This is a genomic window from Streptomyces sp. RKND-216 (assembly GCF_004795255.1).
Classification (GTDB): Bacteria; Actinomycetota; Actinomycetes; order Streptomycetales; family Streptomycetaceae; genus Streptomyces; species Streptomyces hazeniae.
The window spans coordinates 415,066-432,253 of record NZ_SSBQ01000002.1; the positions used below are offsets into that span (position 1 = coordinate 415,066).

A 17,188-nucleotide genomic window follows, 5' to 3' on the forward strand; every position below is an offset into this window, starting at 1 on the left:
CCGGAGGTTCCCCGTGCCGGAGCTGCCCGAGGTCGAGGCGCTGCGCGGTTTTCTGGTCGAACGGCTCGCGGGCCGCACGGTCGACCGCGTGCTGCCGGTGGCGGTGAGCGTACTGAAGACGTACGACCCGCCGCCGGCGGCGCTGCACGGCCGTACCTTCTCCGGGGCCGGGCGGCACGGCAAGTTCCTCGACCTGGCCTGGTCGGGGGACGGCGGCGCGCTCCATCTGGTGGTGCACCTGGCAAGGGCGGGGTGGCTGCGGTGGCAGGACGGACTGCCGGCCGCACCGCCCCGCCCCGGGCGGGGGCCGCTGGCGCTGCGCCTGGCGCTGGCCGACGATCCGGCGACGGGCGCCGGGGGCGACGGGTTCGACCTGACCGAGGCCGGCACCCGGAAGGGTCTCGCGGTCCACCTGGTGCGGGATCCGCAGGAGGTACCGGGCGTCGCCCGGCTGGGACCCGATCCGCTCGGCGACGGCTTCACCCGGGAGGCGTTCGGCGCACTGCTGTGCGGTGAACGGCGTCAGGCCAAGGGGCTGTTGCGGGATCAGAGCACGATCGCCGGCATCGGGAACGCGTACTCGGACGAGATCCTGCACGTGGCGCGGATGTCGCCGTTCCGCCTCGCCGCCGATCTCACCGAGGAGGAGACGGACCGGCTCTACGACGCCGTCGTCGGCACGCTGCGGGACGCGGTGGAGCGGTCCCGGGGACTGGCGGCCGGCGACCTGAAGGCGGAGAAGAAGACCGGCATGCGGGTACACGGCCGTACTGGGCTGCCCTGCCCGGTGTGCGGCGACACGGTGCGGGAAGTGGCGTTCAGCGACTCCTCACTCCAGTACTGCTCCACCTGCCAGACGGGAGGCCGGCCGCTGGCGGACCGGCGCATGTCCCGGCTGCTGAAGTGAGCCTGCGGCTCCGCCGCGACACCTCGGCCGGGCCCTCGCAGCTTCTGCGCCCTCGCAGCCTCTCCGCCCGCTACGGCCGGGGGATGTTGCGCAGGTTGGCGCGGGCGAGGTTCAGCATGTCGCCGACGCCGCCCTCCAGCACGGTCCGCCCGGCGGCCAGGGCGAAGCCGCGCACCTGCTGCAGGCTGACGTGTGACGGCACGGACAGCGCGTTGGGATCGGTGACCAGCTCGACCAGGGCGGGGCCCGGCGTGGCGAAGGCCTCGCGGAGCGCGTCGGCCACGCCGGTGGGCTGCTCGACGCGCCAGGCGGGGATTCCGGCGGTCTCCGCCAGGGCGCCGTGGTCGACGGCGGGGCTGTCGGTGCCGTAGGCGGGAAAACCGTCGACCATCATCTCCAGCCGGACCATGCCGAGCGACGCGTTGTTGAAGACCACGATCTTCACCGGCAGGTCGTACTGCCGCACCGTCAGCAGCTCGCCGAGCAGCATGGCCAGTCCGCCGTCCCCGCAGAGGGCGACCACCTGCCGTGCGGGGTCGGCGCACGCCGCGCCGACGGCGTGCGGGAGGGCGTTGGCCATGCTGCCGTGCGAGAACGAACCGAGAACGCGCCGACGGCCGTTGGGCGTGAGGTACCGGGCCGCCCACACGTTGTTCATGCCGGTGTCGACGGTGAACACCGCGTCGTCGGCCGCGAGGCGGTCCAGGACACTGGCGGCATACTCGGGGTGGATCGGCACGTGGTGGTCGACGTTGCGCGTGTACGCGTCGACCGCCGTGGTCAGGGCCCGTTCGTGGCGGCGCAGCATCGACCCCAGGAACCGCCCGTCGGCGGACGGACGCAGCAGGGGCAGCACGGCCTCCAGGGTGGCGGCGACGTCCCCGTGCACGGCCAGCCGCAGCGGGGTCCGGCGGCCCAGGCGCCGCGCGTCGTGGTCGATCTGCACGGTGTTCGCCTGCGGCAGGAACGCGTCGTAGGGGAAGTCCGTGCCCAGCATCACGAGCAGGTCGGCCTCGTGCACGGCGTCGTGGCAGGCGCCGTAGCCGAGCAGACCGATCATGCCGACGTCGTACGGATTGTCGTACTGCACCCACTCCTTGCCGCGCAGTGTGTGCCCCACGGGCGCGTGGAGCGTCTCCGCCAGCCGCATCACCTGCCCGTGGGCGCCACGAACCCCGGCTCCGCAGAAGAGGGCGACCTTCCGCGACGCGTTGAGCACCTCGGCCAGCTCCTCCACGGCGTGCGGCGCCGGGACGACGGTGCCGCACGCCGGGGTGGGCGCGCTCTGCCCGGTGGGCAGCGGGGCGGGCTTCGCCGCGACGTCTCCGGGCAGCACCAGCACCGACACCGTGGAGCCGCCCAGCGCGTGCTGGGCGGCGATGCGCGCCAGGCGGGGCATCTGCTCCGGCTGGGAGAGCAGCTCGCACCAGTCGGCGGCCTCGCCGAAGAGCTGCTCGGGGTGGGTCTCCTGGAAGAAGCCGGTGCCGATCTGCACGGCCGGGATGTGGGAGGCGACGGCGAGCACGGGGGCGGCACTGCGGCGGGCGTCGTACAGGCCCTGGACGAGGTGGGTGTTGCCCGGGCCGCAGGAACCGGCGCACACCGCCAGCCGGCCGGTCACCTGCGCCTCAGCGGCTGCGGCGAAGGCCCCGGCCTCCTCGTTGCGCACGTGCACCCATTCCAGTGCACCGTCCGAGCGGCGGATGGCGTCGACGAGCGGGTTGAGGCTGTCGCCGACGATTCCGTAGACCCTGCGGGCACCCGACTGGATCAGCACCTGGATGAGCTGGTCGGCAACGGTGGCGGCGGCCATGGCATCCCCTTCGCTGGGCGGTCCCGGGCTCGAGCGTAGGGGCGGCTGCCGGGAGACGCGCGCTGTGCCGGGACGGCGGCCGCGCCCCGCCCCCGTGGACAGCGCGCGCCCGGCGTCCGATCATGGGAAGGGCTTGTGCACGGGCCCTTGCCGGCCCTTTCCCGTGATGCGGAGGGACGAGCGATGGACTGGTGGCTCTGGGTGGTCCTGATCGCGGTGGTCGCGGCCGTCGTCGCCGGCTCCCTGCTGTGGGTGCAGGCTCGGAGGCGGCAGGGCGGCGTGATCGCGACCGGGCGCGGCCGCGGCGGCCGGAGGGGTCCGAGGTGAACGCCCTGCTGCTCGCCGGCGAGCTGACGCAGCGGCCGGTGGTGACCCTGGGCGGCGAGGCGGTGGCGCAGATCAAGGACACCGTGTTCGACCGCGCGGCGGGCGTGGTCGCCGGTTTCACGCTCAGCGGGCGCGGTCTGTTCTCCGGCCCCAAGCGGAGGAGCCTGCCGTGGTCCGGCGTCCACGCCCTGGGCCGGGACGCGGTGATGATCCGGGACGAAGACGTGTTCGAGAGCCGGGGCGACGTCGTGGCGCGGGCGGAGGCCCGGGGCGGGGACGTGCTGGGCGCGCGCGTGCTGACCGACGACGGCACCGATCTGGGCGAGGTCGTTGACGTGGTCCTTGAGACGGGTGCCGGGGTCGCGAAGGCGGTGGGGTACGAGATCGCCTCGACAGCGGCGCTGGGGCGCCAGGAGCGCCGCGTCTACCTGTCGCTGCCCGACACGCTCGCCGTCTCCGGCGAGTCGCTGGTGGTGCCGGCCGTCGCGGCCGAGTTCGTCGCCGAGGACCTGCCGGGTTTCGCCGAGACGGTCCGGGCCTTCCGTGAACGGCTCCGGAAGGGAGCACCGTGATGCTGCTGACGCTGGCGCTGGGCCGGAAGGTGGTGTGCGTCGACGACGCGTCGACGCTGGGCACGGTGTCCGGCTTCGTGGTGCGCCCGGACGAACCGAGGCTCGCCGCGCTGCGGCTGCGGCGCCCCGGAGGGCGTGGCGCGGTGCTGCCGTGGGCGCGCGTGCGGGCGGTGGGCGCCGACGCCGTGATGGCGGTGGCCGCCCCCGCGGACGCCGCGGAGGGCACGGAGAAGGCCGAGGGGCCCGCGCTGAGCAAGCACGCCGTCAAGCACGGCGAGGTGCTCGGGAAACGGGTGCTGACCGACCGGGGCGAGGAGGTGGGCGAGGCGACCGACGCCGAGTTCGACCCGGAGTCCGGCGCGCTGCTCACCGTCCTGGTCGGCGAACAGACGCTGGACGCGGGCCGGATGACGGGGCTGGGTTCGTACGCGCTGGTGCTGCGCGCGGCCGGGACATCGCCGGACGCGGACACTGGGGTGGCAGGCGCCGGGGAGGGGTGACGGGGGTATGCGCGGACGGCGGGTCGCGGCGCCGGGCGCGCCGCGGGCGGCACGGGCCGACTACTGGGGGCCGGTCCTGGAGTGCCCGGACCCGCACGCCCTGGCCCGCTTCTACGCCGAACTTCTCGGCTGGGAACTGGCCAAGGAGGACACGGACGGCGCGGCGCTGATCCCGCCGGACGGGGTCGCCTATCTCGGCTTCCAGCACGCCCCGGGGTATGTGCGGCCCGTCTGGCCGGCGCGGGAGGGCGAGCCGCACATCACGATGCACCTCGACTTCGAGGTGTCCGACCTCGGCGCGGCCGTGGCCCACGCACTCGCGCTCGGCGCCGAACCGGCCTTCCACCAGCCCCAGCCGAACGTGCGGGTCCTGCTCGACCCCGCCGGCCACCCGTTCTGCCTGTACGTCGACGTCTGACCCCTCGCTCGCGGGCGCCTCAGCGCTCCGCGTGGTGGGCGACGTGGAGGGCCCAAAGGACCAGGGGAGCCTGCAGCGGGAGGCGGGCGTAGGCGCCGTACCGGAGGGCGCCGGGCGGTCCCGCCAGTCCCGGGCCATGCGGACGTTGGCCGGGAAGACGGCCGCGAAGAGCGCCGCCAGGCGGCGCGCCGTACGGTCGGGGTGGGGCACGGTGTCTCCGTTCGTGGAATCCGCGGCCCGACTGAGGTCACTTCACGGTAACCCGACGCGTGGCGACGGTGGCCGCCCCAGCGCCTCGGTGAGCACCCGGTGCAGGTGCTCCGCCGCGGCGGAGCTGAGCACGAGTTCGTCAGGCCCGCCACGGGCGTCCTGCCCGAACGAGGCGAGGGGTATCCGCACCTCGTCGGCACCGGGGCCGCCCCCCGGAACGCCCGCCCCACCGCCGCGCACGGGTCGCGCCGGCCGCCGGACACGGGAGCGCCGGGGCCGCGGCAGCGACGATCCGGCCGCCTCCCCCGGGGCGCCGTCCGCGCCGCAGACGAGGTCGCCGCCGGCCCGCTTCGCGGCCCGCAGGCCGACGTCGGCGTCCAGCAGCAGGTCGCAGACGGCGTCGGCGCCTGTGCGCACCGCTGCACGGGCGGCGGGCTGCTCGGCGGCGATGCCCATGGAGACGGTCTGCCCGTCGATGGTGACGGTCGCGCTGCGGCTGGCACGCGCCGGGATCACCAGCGTCCGTACCGCGGCCTGTGTACGACGGGCCGTGACGACAGCCTGGGCGGCCGTGGCGCCGGGCAGCAGGATCAGGAACTCGTCGCCCGCGTGGCCGCCGTAGCGGCCGACGATGCCGCCCTCGACGTCCGCGAGGACGCCGGCGACGGCGCGCAGCACCGCGTCACCGGCGAGGTGGCCGTAGGTGTCGTTCACGCTCTTGAAGGAGTCGAGGTCGACGAGTATCAGCGCGACCGGCAGGCCGTCGCTCCGCGCGGCCGCGACGGCCTCCGTCGCGCGCCGGTCCCACTCGTGCCGGTCGAGCACCCCGGTGAGCCCGTCGACGAGGGGTTTGCGGCACGTCTCGCAGTACGCGTCGGCGGAGGACGGCGCCGGGTGTTCCTCGGCCGTCCGGTGAGCGGTGGTCATCGATGGCCTCTCCCGACGTGAGGGAAGCGCGGGTCTGCTGCGCGTCGCCCCGTGAACGGCAACAACTTCCGTCTGGTGCATCAACCCGTCCCACTCAACCCGTAGTTGAGTAGTCGCACTGTGTGAGTCTAGACTTGTGACGACCGCTCATGTCAACCACTGGTTGAAAATGACGAGGTGAGATCGTCGGGAGATCGAGCGGTGCGTCGTGGAGGTGAGGGAGCGGTGCCCGAGCAGGAGGGGCGACCGACGCTGGCCGAGCACCTGGACCGGCTGTTCGAGGACATCCGACCGCACGGCGCCGGGGGCCGCCGTTACACCAACGAGGAGGTCGCCACGGCGATCCGCGGGGCCAACCCGGGCATCCGGGTGGGCGGCGCCTACCTGTCGGCGCTCCGCAAGGGCACCAAGCGGAATCCCGCCACCGAACTGCTCGCCGCGCTGGCACGGTTCTTCGGCGTACCCGTCGCGTACTTCCTCGACGACCCCACGGCCGCGGGCGCGGACGCCGAGATCCAGCTCGCCCGGGTGGCGCACAACCTGGGCGTGCGCCACCTCGCGCTGCGCGCACTGGAGTTGTCGCCCGAGGGCCTGGCCGCGGTGACCCGGATCGTCGAGAACGTGCTGGAGGGGGAGCCGCAACCGCCCGACGGCACGGCGGCTCCCGGAGCGGAGCCGGCGCCACGCCCGCAGCTGCCGCCGCGCCAGGTCAGGCGGCGGACCGGGGACCGGGAGTGAGCCGCGCGGCGGCCCGCTCCCGTGCGGTCAGCGGAGGCCCCGGTGGGGCGGGCGCACGCGGGCCGTGCAGCGCGGCAGCCAGCACCCCCGGCCGGAGCAGGCTGGCGGGAGGCTTCTCCAGTGTCATCACGTCGTTGACAGCCCGGGCCGTCTCGCCGGAACCGGTGGAGGTGTACATCAGACGTCTGACGAAGCGGGCGGCGAGCCGTTCCCGGACCGTGGGACGCCCCCCGGTGGCGCCCGGGTAGAACACGTCCTGGCCGACGGCCAGGTCCCAGGCGGCGGAGGCGTGCCGGGCGACGGCCCGCTGGGCCCGCCGCGCCGTACCGCGGGCGTGCAGGCCCCACGCGGAGACCGTGTCGCCGAGCGCGGCCGCGCCCTGCGCGGCGACCGCCATGCCGTGCCCGTAGACCGGGTTGTACGCGGCCACCGCGTCGCCGACGACCACGAACCCGTCGGGCCACGCGGACAGCCGCTCGAAGTACCGGCGACGGTTGGCGGTGGTGCGGGTGACGACCACGCCGGTGAGCGGTTCCGCGCCGGCGATCAGGTCTCCCACGACGGGATGGCGCAGGGAGCGGGCGAAGTCCACGAAGGCGTCCGGATCGGCCGTCGGCTCGCCGCCACGGGTCCCGGAGAGCGTCACCAGCCAGCGCCCACCCTCCACCGGTTCGAGGACGGCACCCCGCCCGGGGACGCCGGAGCGAGGGTCGGCCTGGACGAAGACGACGGGGAAGGGTTCGGTGCCCCCGGGTGCCCGGTAGCAGCGGGTGGCGTAGACCAGGCCGGTGTCCAGCAGGGTCTCCCGCGGGACCGCGGCCCCCAGCCCGGCGAGCCAGGCGGGGGCGCGGGACCCGCGCCCGCAGGCGTCCACCACGAGGTCGGCGCCGAGGGTGCGTTCGCCGCCGGCGGTGCGCAGCCGAAGGCCGGTGACGCGACGTGCGTCCCCGGTGGGGCCGAGCGCCTCCGCGCCGTCGAGCACGGTCACGTGGGGGTGCTGCCGGGCCAGTTCACGGCGCACCACGTGGTCGAGCAGGTCGCGGCTGCACAGCAGGATGCGGTGGGTCTGCGGCCAGCGGGGGAACCAGCCCTGCGGCGACTGCACGAGCATGTCCGTGGGCATCGCCAGGCTCCGTGCCCCGCGCTCCTCCAGACGCTCCGTCACGCCGGGGAGCAGCCGCTCCATCGCCCGCACGCCACCCGGCATGAACAGGTGCACGTGTGCGGCCTGTGGCAGCCCCCGGCGGGGCTGCGGGTGCCGGGGCAGGGTGTCGCGTTCCACGACGGTGATCTCGTCGGCCCGTCCGGCGAGGGCGGCGGCGGCGAGCATGCCGGCGATGCTGCCGCCCACGACGACCGCCCTGCCGGGGCCGGTTCTCTCTCCGGGGGGTCCGGGGGCCGGGGTCACGTTCATGAGGCGGCGACGCTTTCTTGCCGGTCCGCGCGATGACGGAGATCTGCAACGACGGGGTGGCGCAGCGCCCCTGACACCTCGACGAGGTCGAACGGGCGCTCGGGCGCAAAGGGCTGGGGCGCTCCCCCCTGCGCGGCCGCGGGGAACGGTGGCGGGCGGCCGGTCTTGGCCTGGACGGCGACCACCGTGACCGCGGCGTCGGCGATGGCGTCGGCCTCCTGCGGCGTCGCCCCGTACCGCAGGGCGGTCGCGTGCGCGCGGCGCCGGAGGTCCGCGTCGAAGTACGGCGTGAGCAGCAGCAGTCCGTCGTGGATGTCGGCGCGGCGCTGGGTCAGCAGCAGTTCGGGCGGGGACCAGCGGGGCATGCGGACCACTCCCGTGCCGGGCACGGCGTCGCGCAGCTCCCGCCACAGCGGCTCCAGCCGCCGGTAGGTGCGGTGCGCCCGCCACCGTGCGGAGGCCCGCTGGCCGGTCATCGGCAGCAGGAAGCCCATTCCGATGACCACGCCGGAAAGCGAGGCCACGGGCGGCGCAACGTCGGTGCTCAGCCAGTCCCAGTCGCGGCCGGTCCAGCGGGCGAGGACGGCGGCGAACTTGACCGAGTCGTAGACGATGTTCAGCAGGTAGCCGAGGACCATCAGGACGACGCCGGCGCGCAGCCAGCCGTGGATGTGCCGCACCCAGCGCCAGCACAGCACGGTGGTGGCGACGACGGCGACGCAGTGCGCGGTGAGGTACAGCACGATCATCTCGCGCATGAAGGGCGTGCGCGCGTAGTAGGTGTCGAGGTCGCGGAGCCGTTCGACGGGGGCCTCCGCGAGTGCGAACAGCACCACCAGGGCCACGACGACCGCGCTGTAGACGCCGAGGCACCAGCGCGTCGCGCGGCGGACGGCCCGCGGGTCCCCGCCGCGCCAGTTGACGACGAGGATCAGGCAGCTCGCGCAGAACGCGGTGAGCACCGAGTACACCAGCGGGGCGGAGAAGTTGGGGATGCCGGTGACGTCGTTGACTGCGGCGATGGTCGGCGGTGCGGCGAGGCAGAACACGGCGGCGGCGATGAGCAGCAGGCCGCCGACGGAGAGCATCAGCGGATCGCGCCGGTCGCGGACGAGTCCGGGCAGCCGGCAGAGGAACGCGACGGCGGCGACAGCGGCCGGGACGTAGTACGCGAGGGCGTGCACGCCGTCAGTCCAGCCGGGCGCGATAGCCCAGCGAGGTGCCGATGCGACCGCCGGGTCCGTCGCCACGCTGCCCCCGGCCCTGGAGCACGGCGCGGCAGCGGGTGCTCAGCAGCAGTCCGAACGCTTCGGCCTCCCGCTCCTCCGGCTCGCCCAGGTGGGTGCGGGCGGCGACCCGGGCCACCGTCTGCCGCAGGTCGACCTCGTCGGCGAGCAGCCTCGCAGCGACCGCCGCCCCGTCCAGACGGTGTCCGGCGTGGCCGCGCACCATGTGGCCGAACTCATGCGCGAGGATGAGGAGTTGGTGGTCCGGATCGGTGCGTTCCTCGACCACGACGAGGTCCCGGTCGTCCGTCGCCAGCCACAGCCCGCTGACGGTGCCGGCGGGAAAGGGCACCAGCCGGAACTGCACCGGCCGGCCGCGCTGGGCGGTCATCCCGGCGCAGAGGGCGCCGAACAGGTCCGCCGGCGTGACGGGGTCGGGCAGCCGGTCGATTCCCGACAGGCGGAGCACTGTGCCGCACTGCCGCCGCATCTCCCTGTCGATGCTCACGTCTCTTCCCCACCCCCGGGCCGTGTCGTGAGGCGACATGATATCCGACTGTAGCAATTCCATGACACCGCGTTAACGGTTCGGCGGGGTGCTCCGTGTCTCCGGCGCGCGTGCAGGAGCCCGCCGCATTCCGTGACGCCCCGGCGCGCGGGACTAGGGTCGGAGGCGGTCATGTGCCTTCAGGCACCGCGATGCGAGGGGGTCCGGATGACGGGCGGAACGGTCAGGGCGGTCAGCAGCAACCCGGAGTACTCGTTCACCAAACCGAACCGGGCGAGCGTCACACTCCTGGCCGGGCTCGGTGTGGAGGGCGACGTGCACGCCGGGGAGACCGTCAAACACCGCTCCCGGGTGGCGAAGGACCCGACGCAGCCGAACCTGCGGCAGGTCCACCTCATCCACGAGGAGCTCTTCGCCGAGGTGGCCGCCGAGGGCTTCGCGGTGCGTCCCGGCGATCTCGGGGAGAACATCACGACGGTGGGCGTCGACCTGCTCGCCCTCCCGACCGGCACGCTGCTGCGCCTCGGTGCGGACGCCGTCGTGGAGGTGACCGGGCTGCGCAACCCGTGCGTCCAGATCGACGGCTTCCAGGACGGCCTGCTCAAGCGCATGGTCCACCGGGACGAGGACGGCGGGCTGGTGCGCAAGTCGGGGATCATGGGCGTGGTCCGGGCCGGCGGTGTGGTGCGCCCCGGCGACCCGATCGCCGTCGAGCTCCCCGCCGCACCGCACCGGCCGCTCGAGAAGGTCTGAGCAGACGGCTGTCCGCACCGGCCGGACGGCTGCGGCAGCGGATGGAGCGCGGTCGGTGGAACCGCACGTCAGGGGATGTTGTCAGTGGCGGTCGGTAGGTTGGGCGACGCTGCGGGGTGCGGGCCGGGACGCGCCGCGCCGGTCCGCCGCAGCACCGCTCAGCCGCCACCGTCAGGGGGATCCGCCCATGCCGTCCGCACCCGCCGAGCCCGGACTGCCCGTACCGTCCGCAGACCCCGGGCCCTCCGGGCCCGCCCCGCAGTCCGGGTCGTCGGGCCCCGTCCATCCCGCGGACGGGCACGGGTTCATCCAGGTACGCGGGGCGCGGGAGAACAACCTGCGGGACGTGTCGCTGGACCTGCCCAAGCGCCGGCTCACCGTGTTCACCGGCGTCTCCGGGTCCGGGAAGTCGTCGCTGGTGTTCGGGACCATCGCCGCCGAGTCGCAGCGGCTGATCAATGAGACGTACACCGCGTTCATCCAGTCCTTCATGCCCAGTCTGGGCCGTCCGGACGTGGACGGCCTGCACAACCTCAGCGCGGCGATCGTGGTGGACCAGGAGCGGATGGGTGCCAACTCCCGCTCCACGGTCGGCACCGCGACCGACGCGTACACCATGCTGCGGATCGTCTTCAGCCGCCTCGGCACCCCCTACGTCGGCCCGTCCACCGCCTTCAGCTTCAACACCCCCGACGGGATGTGCCCGGACTGCGAGGGCGTCGGCGAGGTCTCCGACATCGACCTGGACGAGCTGCTGGACCGGAGACTGTCGCTGAACGAGGGCGCGGTGAGGGCTCCCGGCTTCTCGGTCGGCTCCTGGTACTGGCAGGTGCTGGCGGAGTCCGGCCTGTACGACCCGGACACCCGGCTCCAGGACTTCACCGAGACCGAGTGGGAGGACTTCCTGCACAAGCCGGCCACCAAGCTGAAGATCGGGTCTCACAACATCACCTACGAGGGCCTGCTGACGAAGGTGCAGCGGGTCTACCTCAGCAAGGACCGGGACTCGATGCAGTCCCACATCCGTGCCTTTGTCGACCGTGCCGTGAAGTTCACGGCCTGCCGCGCCTGCGGCGGCACCCGGCTGAACGCTGCCGCGCTCTCGTCCCGGATCGGCGGGGTGAACATCGCCGCGTGCTCGGCGATGCAGATCAGCGACCTCACCGCGTTCCTGCGCGGCGTCGACGGTCCGTCCGTGGCGCCGATGCTGGCGAGTCTGCGGCACCTGCTGGAGTCGCTGGTGGAGATCGGCCTGGGCTACCTCAGCCTGGACCGGGCCTCGGCCAGCCTGTCGGGCGGCGAGGCGCAGCGGGTGAAGATGGTGCGCCACCTCGGCTCCAGCATCACCGACGTCACCTACGTCTTCGACGAGCCGACCATCGGCCTGCACCCGCACGACATCCAGCGGATGAACGGCCTGCTGCTGCGGCTGCGCGACAAGGGCAACACCGTGCTGGTGGTGGAGCACAAGCCGGAGGTCGTCGCCATGGCCGACCACGTCGTCGATCTCGGCCCGGGCGCGGGCAGCGAGGGCGGCCGGATCTGCTACACGGGTGACGTGGCGGGGCTGCGCCGGTCCGGCACGCTGACGGGCGAGCACCTCGGACACCGGGTGCGGCTGCGTGAGGAGGTGCGCAAGCCCACCGGGCAGCTGTCGATCGAGGGCGCCTCGCTGCACAACCTGAAAAACGTGAGCGTGGACGTCCCGCTGGGTGTGCTGACCGTCGTGACCGGTGTGGCCGGGTCGGGCAAGAGTTCGCTGATCCACGGCTCGCTGCCCGGGCGGGACGGAGTGGTCGTGGCCGACCAGTCGCCGATCCGTGGCTCCCGGCGCAGCAACCCGGCGACATACACCGGGCTGCTCAACCACATCCGCACCGCCTTCGGGAAGGCGAACGGCGTCAAGCCCGCCCTGTTCAGCGCCAATTCGGAGGGCGCCTGCCCGAAGTGTAACGGTATCGGGCTGGTCTACACCGACCTGGCGATGATGGCGGGTGTGGCCTCGGTGTGCGAGCAGTGCGAGGGCAGGCGCTTCACCCCCGAGGTGCTGGGCTACACGCTGCGCGGCCGCAACATCAGCGAGGTGCTGGGCATGTCGGTCGCCGAGGCGCACGACTTCTTCCCCTCGGGGAAGGCGCACACCATCCTGGGCCGGCTGATGGACGTGGGCCTGGGCTACCTGCACCTGGGCCAGCCGCTCACGACGCTGTCCGGCGGCGAGCGGCAGCGGGTCAAGCTCGCCATCCACATGGCGTCCGAGGCGGCGACGTACGTGCTGGACGAGCCGACGACCGGGCTGCACCTGGCCGACGTGGACCAGCTGCTGGCGTTGCTGGACCGGCTGGTCGACGCGGGGAACACGGTGGTCGTCATCGAGCACCACCAAGCGGTGATGGCACACGCGGACTGGCTCATCGACCTGGGACCGGGCGGCGGCCACGACGGCGGCGAGGTCGTCTTCACCGGCACCCCGGCGGAGCTCGTCGCACACGGCGACACCCTCACGGCCCGTCACCTGCGCAGCTACGTGGGCGCCGACGCCTGACGGGCGAGCCGGAAGCAGGGGCGGCAGGATTCGAACCTGCGGCTCGCGGGTTTGGAGTCCGCTGCTCTGACCGGGCTGAGCTACACCCCTCGGTGCGGACACCCTCGCATCCGGGACCGGGGCCGTGCCACGGATTTTGCGGCGGACCCGGCGCCGGACAACAGGGCGAGGACTGGTTGGGCGACCACGGACCTCGGGCTAGGGTCCGGGAAGGACCGGCCCCCGGACCGGCCCGCCGACCTGAGTGACGAGAGGAACGCCCAGATGCGCGCAGTGCAGGTGACCGCCCTGACCGGCCCGGACGACGTGGGCGTCACGGACGTCGAGGACCCGGGGGCAGGCGCAGGCCGGGTCGTGATCGACGTGCACGCCGCCGGAGTGACCTTCCCCGACGTGCTGCTGACCCGCGGTCAGTACCAGATCAAGCCGGACCTGCCGTTCGTGCCCGGGTCGGAGGTCGCCGGGACGGTGCGCAGCGCACCCGAGGGGTCCGGCTTCTCGCCCGGGGATCGGGTGGCGGCGTTCCCCGCCTTCGGCGGCTTCGCCGAACAGGCCGCCGTGGACCCGGCGATGGTCTTCCCCCTGCCGGACGGCATGTCGTACGCGGCGGGGGCGGGGCTGCCGATGAACTACCTGACCGTGCACTTCGGCCTGGTGCGGCGCGGACGGCTGCGGGCCGGCGAGACGGTGCTCGTGCAGGGAGCGGCGGGCGGCGTCGGCACGGCCGCGGTGCAGTTGGCGCGGGCGCTGGGCGCGCGGGTGATCGCGGTGGTGTCCTCCGACGCGAAGGCGGAGACCGCCCGCCGGGCCGGGGCGCACGAGACGGTGCCTGCCGAGGGGTTCCGTTCGGCCGTGTCGGCGCTCACGGACGGCCGCGGCGTGGACGTGGTGGTCGACCCGGTGGGCGGCGACCGGTTCACGGATTCGCTGCGCAGCCTGGCACCCGAGGGGCGGATGCTCGTCATCGGCTTCACCGGCGGCGAGATCCCGACGGTGAAGGTCAACCGGCTGCTGCTGAACAACATCGAGGTCGTGGGGGTCGGTTGGGGCGCCTTCTGGCTGCCGCGCCCGGCGTACCTGCGCGAGCAGTGGGACGACCTGATGCCGCATCTGGAGGCGGGCCGCCTCGATCCGCTGCTCGGTGCGACGTACCCGCTGGACGGCGCCGCCGAGGCCCTCCGGGAGCTGGACGAGCGCCGCGCCCGGGGCAAGCTGGTCCTCACCGTCCGCTGAGGCGCAGCCGGGCCGCTGCTCCTCCGGTCGGTCGGGCGGCGGCCCGTACGCGAAGTCCACGCCGCGCTCGGCCCGGCGGGCGGCCCCGTCGGCGGGGGTGACGTTCAGCGGCGGGCGCGGGCCAGGCGGTGCGGCTTCCGGCGCCGGCGCAGATAGGACAGCAGAGCGGCGAGCCCGGCCATGCCGGCGAGGGCCGTGGCGGCCCGTTTGGCGACGGGCATCCCGGCCAGGCGCAGCAGGTCGAGCGGTTCCTCGTCGCCCGCCGCCCCGGCGACCGCGGCCGGAGCCCCGCCGTTCGGGTGCGGCTCCCCCGCTGCGGGTACGGCCGTGCCGTGCACCGCCGCCTCGTTCCGTGGGGGCCGCGTTCCGGCGACCTCGCCGGCCAGGCAGTCCGCGAACCGCCCGATGAGCCGGTCCCCCACCTCGGCCATGACGCCGCGCCCGAACTGCGCGGGCCGCCCGGTCACCGTCAGGTCTGTCGTCACGGTCACCGTGGTGACGGCGTCGTCGCCCTCGCCCTCCTGGAGGAGGGAGCCAGTCACGGTGGCGCGTACGGTGCCCTGCCCGCGTGCCTCCTTGCCATCGGCGGCCAGCACGATCCGGCGCCGGGCCTCGTCGCGCTCCCGGAAGGCAGCCGTACCCCGGTAGGTGACCGACATGGGGCCGACCTTGACCTTGACCATGCCGTCGATCGTCTCGCCGTCGAAGCTGTTCACCGTGGCGCCGGGCATGCAGGGCGCGACCCGCTCGATGTCGAGCAGCACGCGCCACGCCTCGTCGGCCGGCACCGGAACGGTGAACTCGTGCCGCAGTTCCATCGTGTCCTCAGCTCCTCGTCTCGTGGATGGCGCCGCCGGTCTCGGTCAATGGCACGCCGCTCCCGGCCCAGCGCAGGGCGACGATCTCGGCCGCCACCGAGACGGCGACCTCCTCGGGGGTACGGGCACCCAGGTCCAGGCCGATGGGCGAGCGCAGCCGTCCCAGCGCGTCCGGCCCGAGCCCGGCGTCACGGAGCCGGGCGGTGCGGTCGTCGTGGGTGCGGCGGCTGCCCATGGCGCCGATGTAGGCGGCGGGCGCGCGCAGCGCGACGTCCAGCAGCGGCACGTCGAACTTGGGGTCGTGGGTGAGGACGCAGACGACCGTGCGGGCGTCGGTCTCGGTCCGCTCCAGGTAGCGGTGCGGCCACTCCACGACGACTTCCACGCCCTCGGGGAAGCGCCGGGGGGTGGCGAACACCGGTCGCGCGTCGCACACGGTGACCCGGTAGCCGAGGAAGACGCCGATGCGGGCGACGGCGGCGGCGAAGTCGATGGCGCCGAAGACCAGCATCCGCGGCGGCGGGGCGAAGGAATGCAGGAAGACCGCGACGTCGTCGCGGCGGCGCTCGCCTTCCGGACCGTAGTGGCGGCGGCCGGTGGCGCCCTGGGCGAGTTCGCCGCGGGCGTCGTCGGTGACGGCGGCGTCGAGTCCTTCGGCACCGAGCGTCCCCGCGGTCCGGTCGGGCCAGACGGCGAGGGCCGCGCCGCGGGGGGCGGGCCCGTCCAGGGTGGTGGCGACGGCGACCGGTTCGTGCGCGGCGACGGACGCGGCGACATCGCCGAGCGCGGGGTCGTCGGCGGCGGAGACCCGGCGCACCAGCAGCGTGATCTCACCGCCGCAGGTGAGGCCGACGGCGAACGCGTCGTCGTCGCTGTAGCCGAAGGTCTCCAGGCGTGCCTCGCCGGTCTCGACGACGTCCTTGGCGAGTTCGAAGACGGCGCCCTCGACGCAGCCGCCGGAGACAGAGCCGACCACCTCGTCGTCAGGGCCCACGGCCATCGCGGCTCCGGGCCCGCGGGGTGCGCTGCGGCTGATGTCCACGACGGTGGCCAGCCCGAACACCTCGCCGGCGGCGTACCAGCGGTGGAGGGCGGGCAGGATCTCACGCATCGACGGCTCCCCTCACGACGGCCGCGAGGTGTTCCAGAGCGGCCAGGCTGTGCCCTTCGACGAAGGCGTCGACGTGGGGCAGGGCAGCGGCCATCCCGGCGGCCAGAGGTGCGTAACCGGGCCTGGCCTTGCGGGGGTTGGCCCACACCACGCGGTGCGCGAGCCGGTGCAGGCGGCTCATCTGTGCCGCGAGCAGCGCGGGGTCGTCACGTTCCCAGCCGTCGGAGAGCACGACGACGACGGCGCCGCGTGCCGTGCCGCGCTGACCCCAGCGGTCGAGGAAGCCGCGGAGCATGCGGCCGAGCCGGGTCCCGCCGCTCCAGTCGGGCACGGCCGCTCCCACCGCCGCGAGCGCGGTGTCCGGGTCGCGGTGGCTCATCTCGCGGGTCACCCGGGTGAGGCGGGTGCCGAGGGTGAAGACCTCGGCGCGGGCCCGGCCCCGGGCGGCGCCCCGGGGGCCGGGCCGCCCGCTGTGCGAGGCGGCGTGCGCGAAGCGCAGCAACGCGTCGGCGTAGGGCGTCATCGAGCCGCTGACGTCGATGAGGAGGACGACGCGGCGCGGCGTGCGGGTTCGTGCACGGTGCCGCAGCCGGGCGGGTTCCCCGCCGGCGCGCAGCAGCTCGCGGACGGTGCGCCCGGGGTCGACGTCGCCGCGCGCGGCCGGGCGGCGACGGGGCGTGCGGCGCTGGGCGCCGGGGAGGGCGAACGCGGCGAGCAGGCGGCGCAGGGCGGCGCGTTCGGCACGGTCGAGGGCGGCGACGTCGCGGTGGCGGAGGACTTCGGCGGTGCTGGCCAGGGCCGCTGCGGGCGGCCCGGGCGCGTCGTCGGTCCCGCCGTCGGCGCGGGGTCCGGGGCCGGAGTCGTCCGCGACGCGCAGGCGGGTGGGCGGCGGCGTGCGGCGGACGGGGCCGGGCCGGTCGCCGCGCGGGGCGAAGTAGGCGGCGAAGACCCGGTCGTAGCGTTCGAGGTCGTCCTGCTCTCCGCACAGGGTGAGGCGTCCGGCCCAGTAGACGTCGCCGCGGTGCTCGGGCCGGAGGTGGGCCGCGGCGGTGAGGAAGGTCTGCACCCGGTCGGGTCCGGCGTCCACGCCCGCCGCTCGCAGGGCGCGGGCGAAGCCGACCAGCACGGCGGGGGCGTCGGCGGTGAGGGCTGCCGGTTCGCGGTGCAC

At 74.4% G+C, this 17,188-nt stretch carries 17 protein-coding genes and 1 tRNA gene; 9 read left to right on the plus strand and 9 right to left on the minus strand.

Annotated elements, in window-relative coordinates; all coding sequences use genetic code 11:
• Positions 1-13 precede the first annotated feature (13 nt).
• The gene (locus tag E4198_RS02060) at positions 14-907 is read left to right on the plus strand and encodes a DNA-formamidopyrimidine glycosylase family protein (protein WP_136181606.1); all 894 of its coding nucleotides are present in this window, start codon (positions 14-16) and stop codon (positions 905-907) included.
• 70 nt (positions 908-977) lie between these two features.
• Here E4198_RS02060 and E4198_RS02065 read toward each other — a convergent pair whose 3' ends face one another.
• On the minus strand, positions 978-2,720 hold the full coding sequence (locus tag E4198_RS02065) for a pyruvate dehydrogenase (protein WP_136181607.1): 1,743 nt from the start codon (positions 2,718-2,720) through the stop codon (positions 978-980).
• Positions 2,721-2,903: 183 nt separating this feature from the next.
• Here E4198_RS02065 and E4198_RS24750 point away from each other — a divergent pair, with 183 nt between their 5' ends.
• The 4 genes from E4198_RS24750 to E4198_RS02080 are packed head-to-tail and all read left to right on the plus strand — an operon-like array spanning position 2,904 to position 4,537.
• Positions 2,904-3,047 (plus strand): hypothetical protein, encoded by a 144-nt coding sequence (locus E4198_RS24750; protein ID WP_168711350.1) that lies wholly within the window; start codon positions 2,904-2,906, stop codon positions 3,045-3,047.
• Positions 3,044-3,619 (plus strand): PRC-barrel domain-containing protein, encoded by a 576-nt coding sequence (locus E4198_RS02070; protein WP_136181608.1) that lies wholly within the window; start codon positions 3,044-3,046, stop codon positions 3,617-3,619. The genes E4198_RS24750 and E4198_RS02070 overlap by 4 nt, the downstream gene beginning before the upstream one ends.
• Positions 3,619-4,119: a hypothetical protein gene (locus tag E4198_RS02075; protein WP_136181609.1), complete on the plus strand. Its 501-nt coding sequence runs from the start codon at positions 3,619-3,621 to the stop codon at positions 4,117-4,119. Before E4198_RS02070 ends, E4198_RS02075 begins: the two co-directional genes overlap by 1 nt.
• Before the next feature lie 7 nt (positions 4,120-4,126).
• Positions 4,127-4,537, plus strand: coding sequence for a VOC family protein (locus tag E4198_RS02080; RefSeq protein ID WP_136181610.1), 411 nt, complete (start codon positions 4,127-4,129; stop codon positions 4,535-4,537).
• A 252-nt stretch (positions 4,538-4,789) separates the two neighbouring features.
• On the opposite strand, the gene E4198_RS02085 is transcribed toward E4198_RS02080, so the two are convergent.
• Positions 4,790-5,674 (minus strand): GGDEF domain-containing protein, encoded by an 885-nt coding sequence (locus E4198_RS02085; protein ID WP_168711351.1) that lies wholly within the window; start codon positions 5,672-5,674, stop codon positions 4,790-4,792.
• A gap of 225 nt (positions 5,675-5,899) precedes the next feature.
• On the opposite strand from E4198_RS02085, the gene E4198_RS02090 reads away from it, so the two are divergent.
• Entirely contained in the window at positions 5,900-6,412 is a 513-nt protein-coding gene (locus E4198_RS02090; protein WP_136181612.1) for a helix-turn-helix transcriptional regulator, read from the plus strand.
• On the opposite strand, the gene E4198_RS02095 is transcribed toward E4198_RS02090, so the two are convergent.
• The 3 genes from E4198_RS02095 to E4198_RS02105 are packed head-to-tail and all read right to left on the minus strand — an operon-like array spanning position 6,384 to position 9,542.
• Positions 6,384-7,826 (minus strand): FAD-dependent monooxygenase, encoded by a 1,443-nt coding sequence (locus E4198_RS02095; protein ID WP_136181613.1) that lies wholly within the window; start codon positions 7,824-7,826, stop codon positions 6,384-6,386. The two genes, E4198_RS02090 and E4198_RS02095, sit on opposite strands and share 29 nt — an antisense overlap.
• The gene (locus E4198_RS02100; protein WP_136181614.1) at positions 7,823-9,010 is read right to left on the minus strand and encodes an MAB_1171c family putative transporter; all 1,188 of its coding nucleotides are present in this window, start codon (positions 9,008-9,010) and stop codon (positions 7,823-7,825) included. The genes E4198_RS02095 and E4198_RS02100 overlap by 4 nt, the downstream gene beginning before the upstream one ends.
• A 4-nt stretch (positions 9,011-9,014) precedes the next feature.
• Positions 9,015-9,542, minus strand: a complete 528-nt coding sequence (locus E4198_RS02105) for a toxin-antitoxin system, toxin component (RefSeq protein ID WP_136185137.1) — start codon at positions 9,540-9,542, stop codon at positions 9,015-9,017.
• Positions 9,543-9,767: 225 nt separating this feature from the next.
• Between E4198_RS02105 and E4198_RS02110 the strand changes: the two genes are divergently transcribed.
• Both E4198_RS02110 and E4198_RS02115 read left to right on the plus strand, forming a co-directional pair.
• Entirely contained in the window at positions 9,768-10,313 is a 546-nt protein-coding gene (locus E4198_RS02110; RefSeq protein WP_136181615.1) for an MOSC domain-containing protein, read from the plus strand.
• Between the two features lie 187 nt (positions 10,314-10,500).
• Complete coding sequence (locus E4198_RS02115) at positions 10,501-12,858, plus strand: excinuclease ABC subunit UvrA (protein WP_136181616.1); 2,358 nt, start codon at positions 10,501-10,503, stop codon at positions 12,856-12,858.
• Positions 12,859-12,873: 15 nt separating this feature from the next.
• Here the strand turns inward: E4198_RS02115 and E4198_RS02120 are convergent.
• Positions 12,874-12,948 (minus strand) — tRNA-Trp (locus E4198_RS02120).
• 174 nt (positions 12,949-13,122) lie between these two features.
• Here E4198_RS02120 and E4198_RS02125 point away from each other — a divergent pair.
• Entirely contained in the window at positions 13,123-14,091 is a 969-nt protein-coding gene (locus E4198_RS02125) for an NADPH:quinone oxidoreductase family protein (protein WP_136181617.1), read from the plus strand.
• Positions 14,092-14,195: 104 nt separating this feature from the next.
• On the opposite strand, the gene E4198_RS02130 is transcribed toward E4198_RS02125, so the two are convergent.
• The 3 genes from E4198_RS02130 to E4198_RS02140 are packed head-to-tail and all read right to left on the minus strand — an operon-like array spanning position 14,196 to position 17,188.
• Positions 14,196-14,909: an SRPBCC family protein gene (locus E4198_RS02130; protein WP_136181618.1), complete on the minus strand. Its 714-nt coding sequence runs from the start codon at positions 14,907-14,909 to the stop codon at positions 14,196-14,198.
• 7 nt (positions 14,910-14,916) lie between these two features.
• Positions 14,917-16,020: an XdhC/CoxI family protein gene (locus E4198_RS02135; protein WP_136181619.1), complete on the minus strand. Its 1,104-nt coding sequence runs from the start codon at positions 16,018-16,020 to the stop codon at positions 14,917-14,919.
• Positions 16,013-17,188, minus strand: coding sequence for a VWA domain-containing protein (locus tag E4198_RS02140; protein WP_136185138.1), 1,176 nt, complete (start codon positions 17,186-17,188; stop codon positions 16,013-16,015). Before E4198_RS02140 ends, E4198_RS02135 begins: the two co-directional genes overlap by 8 nt.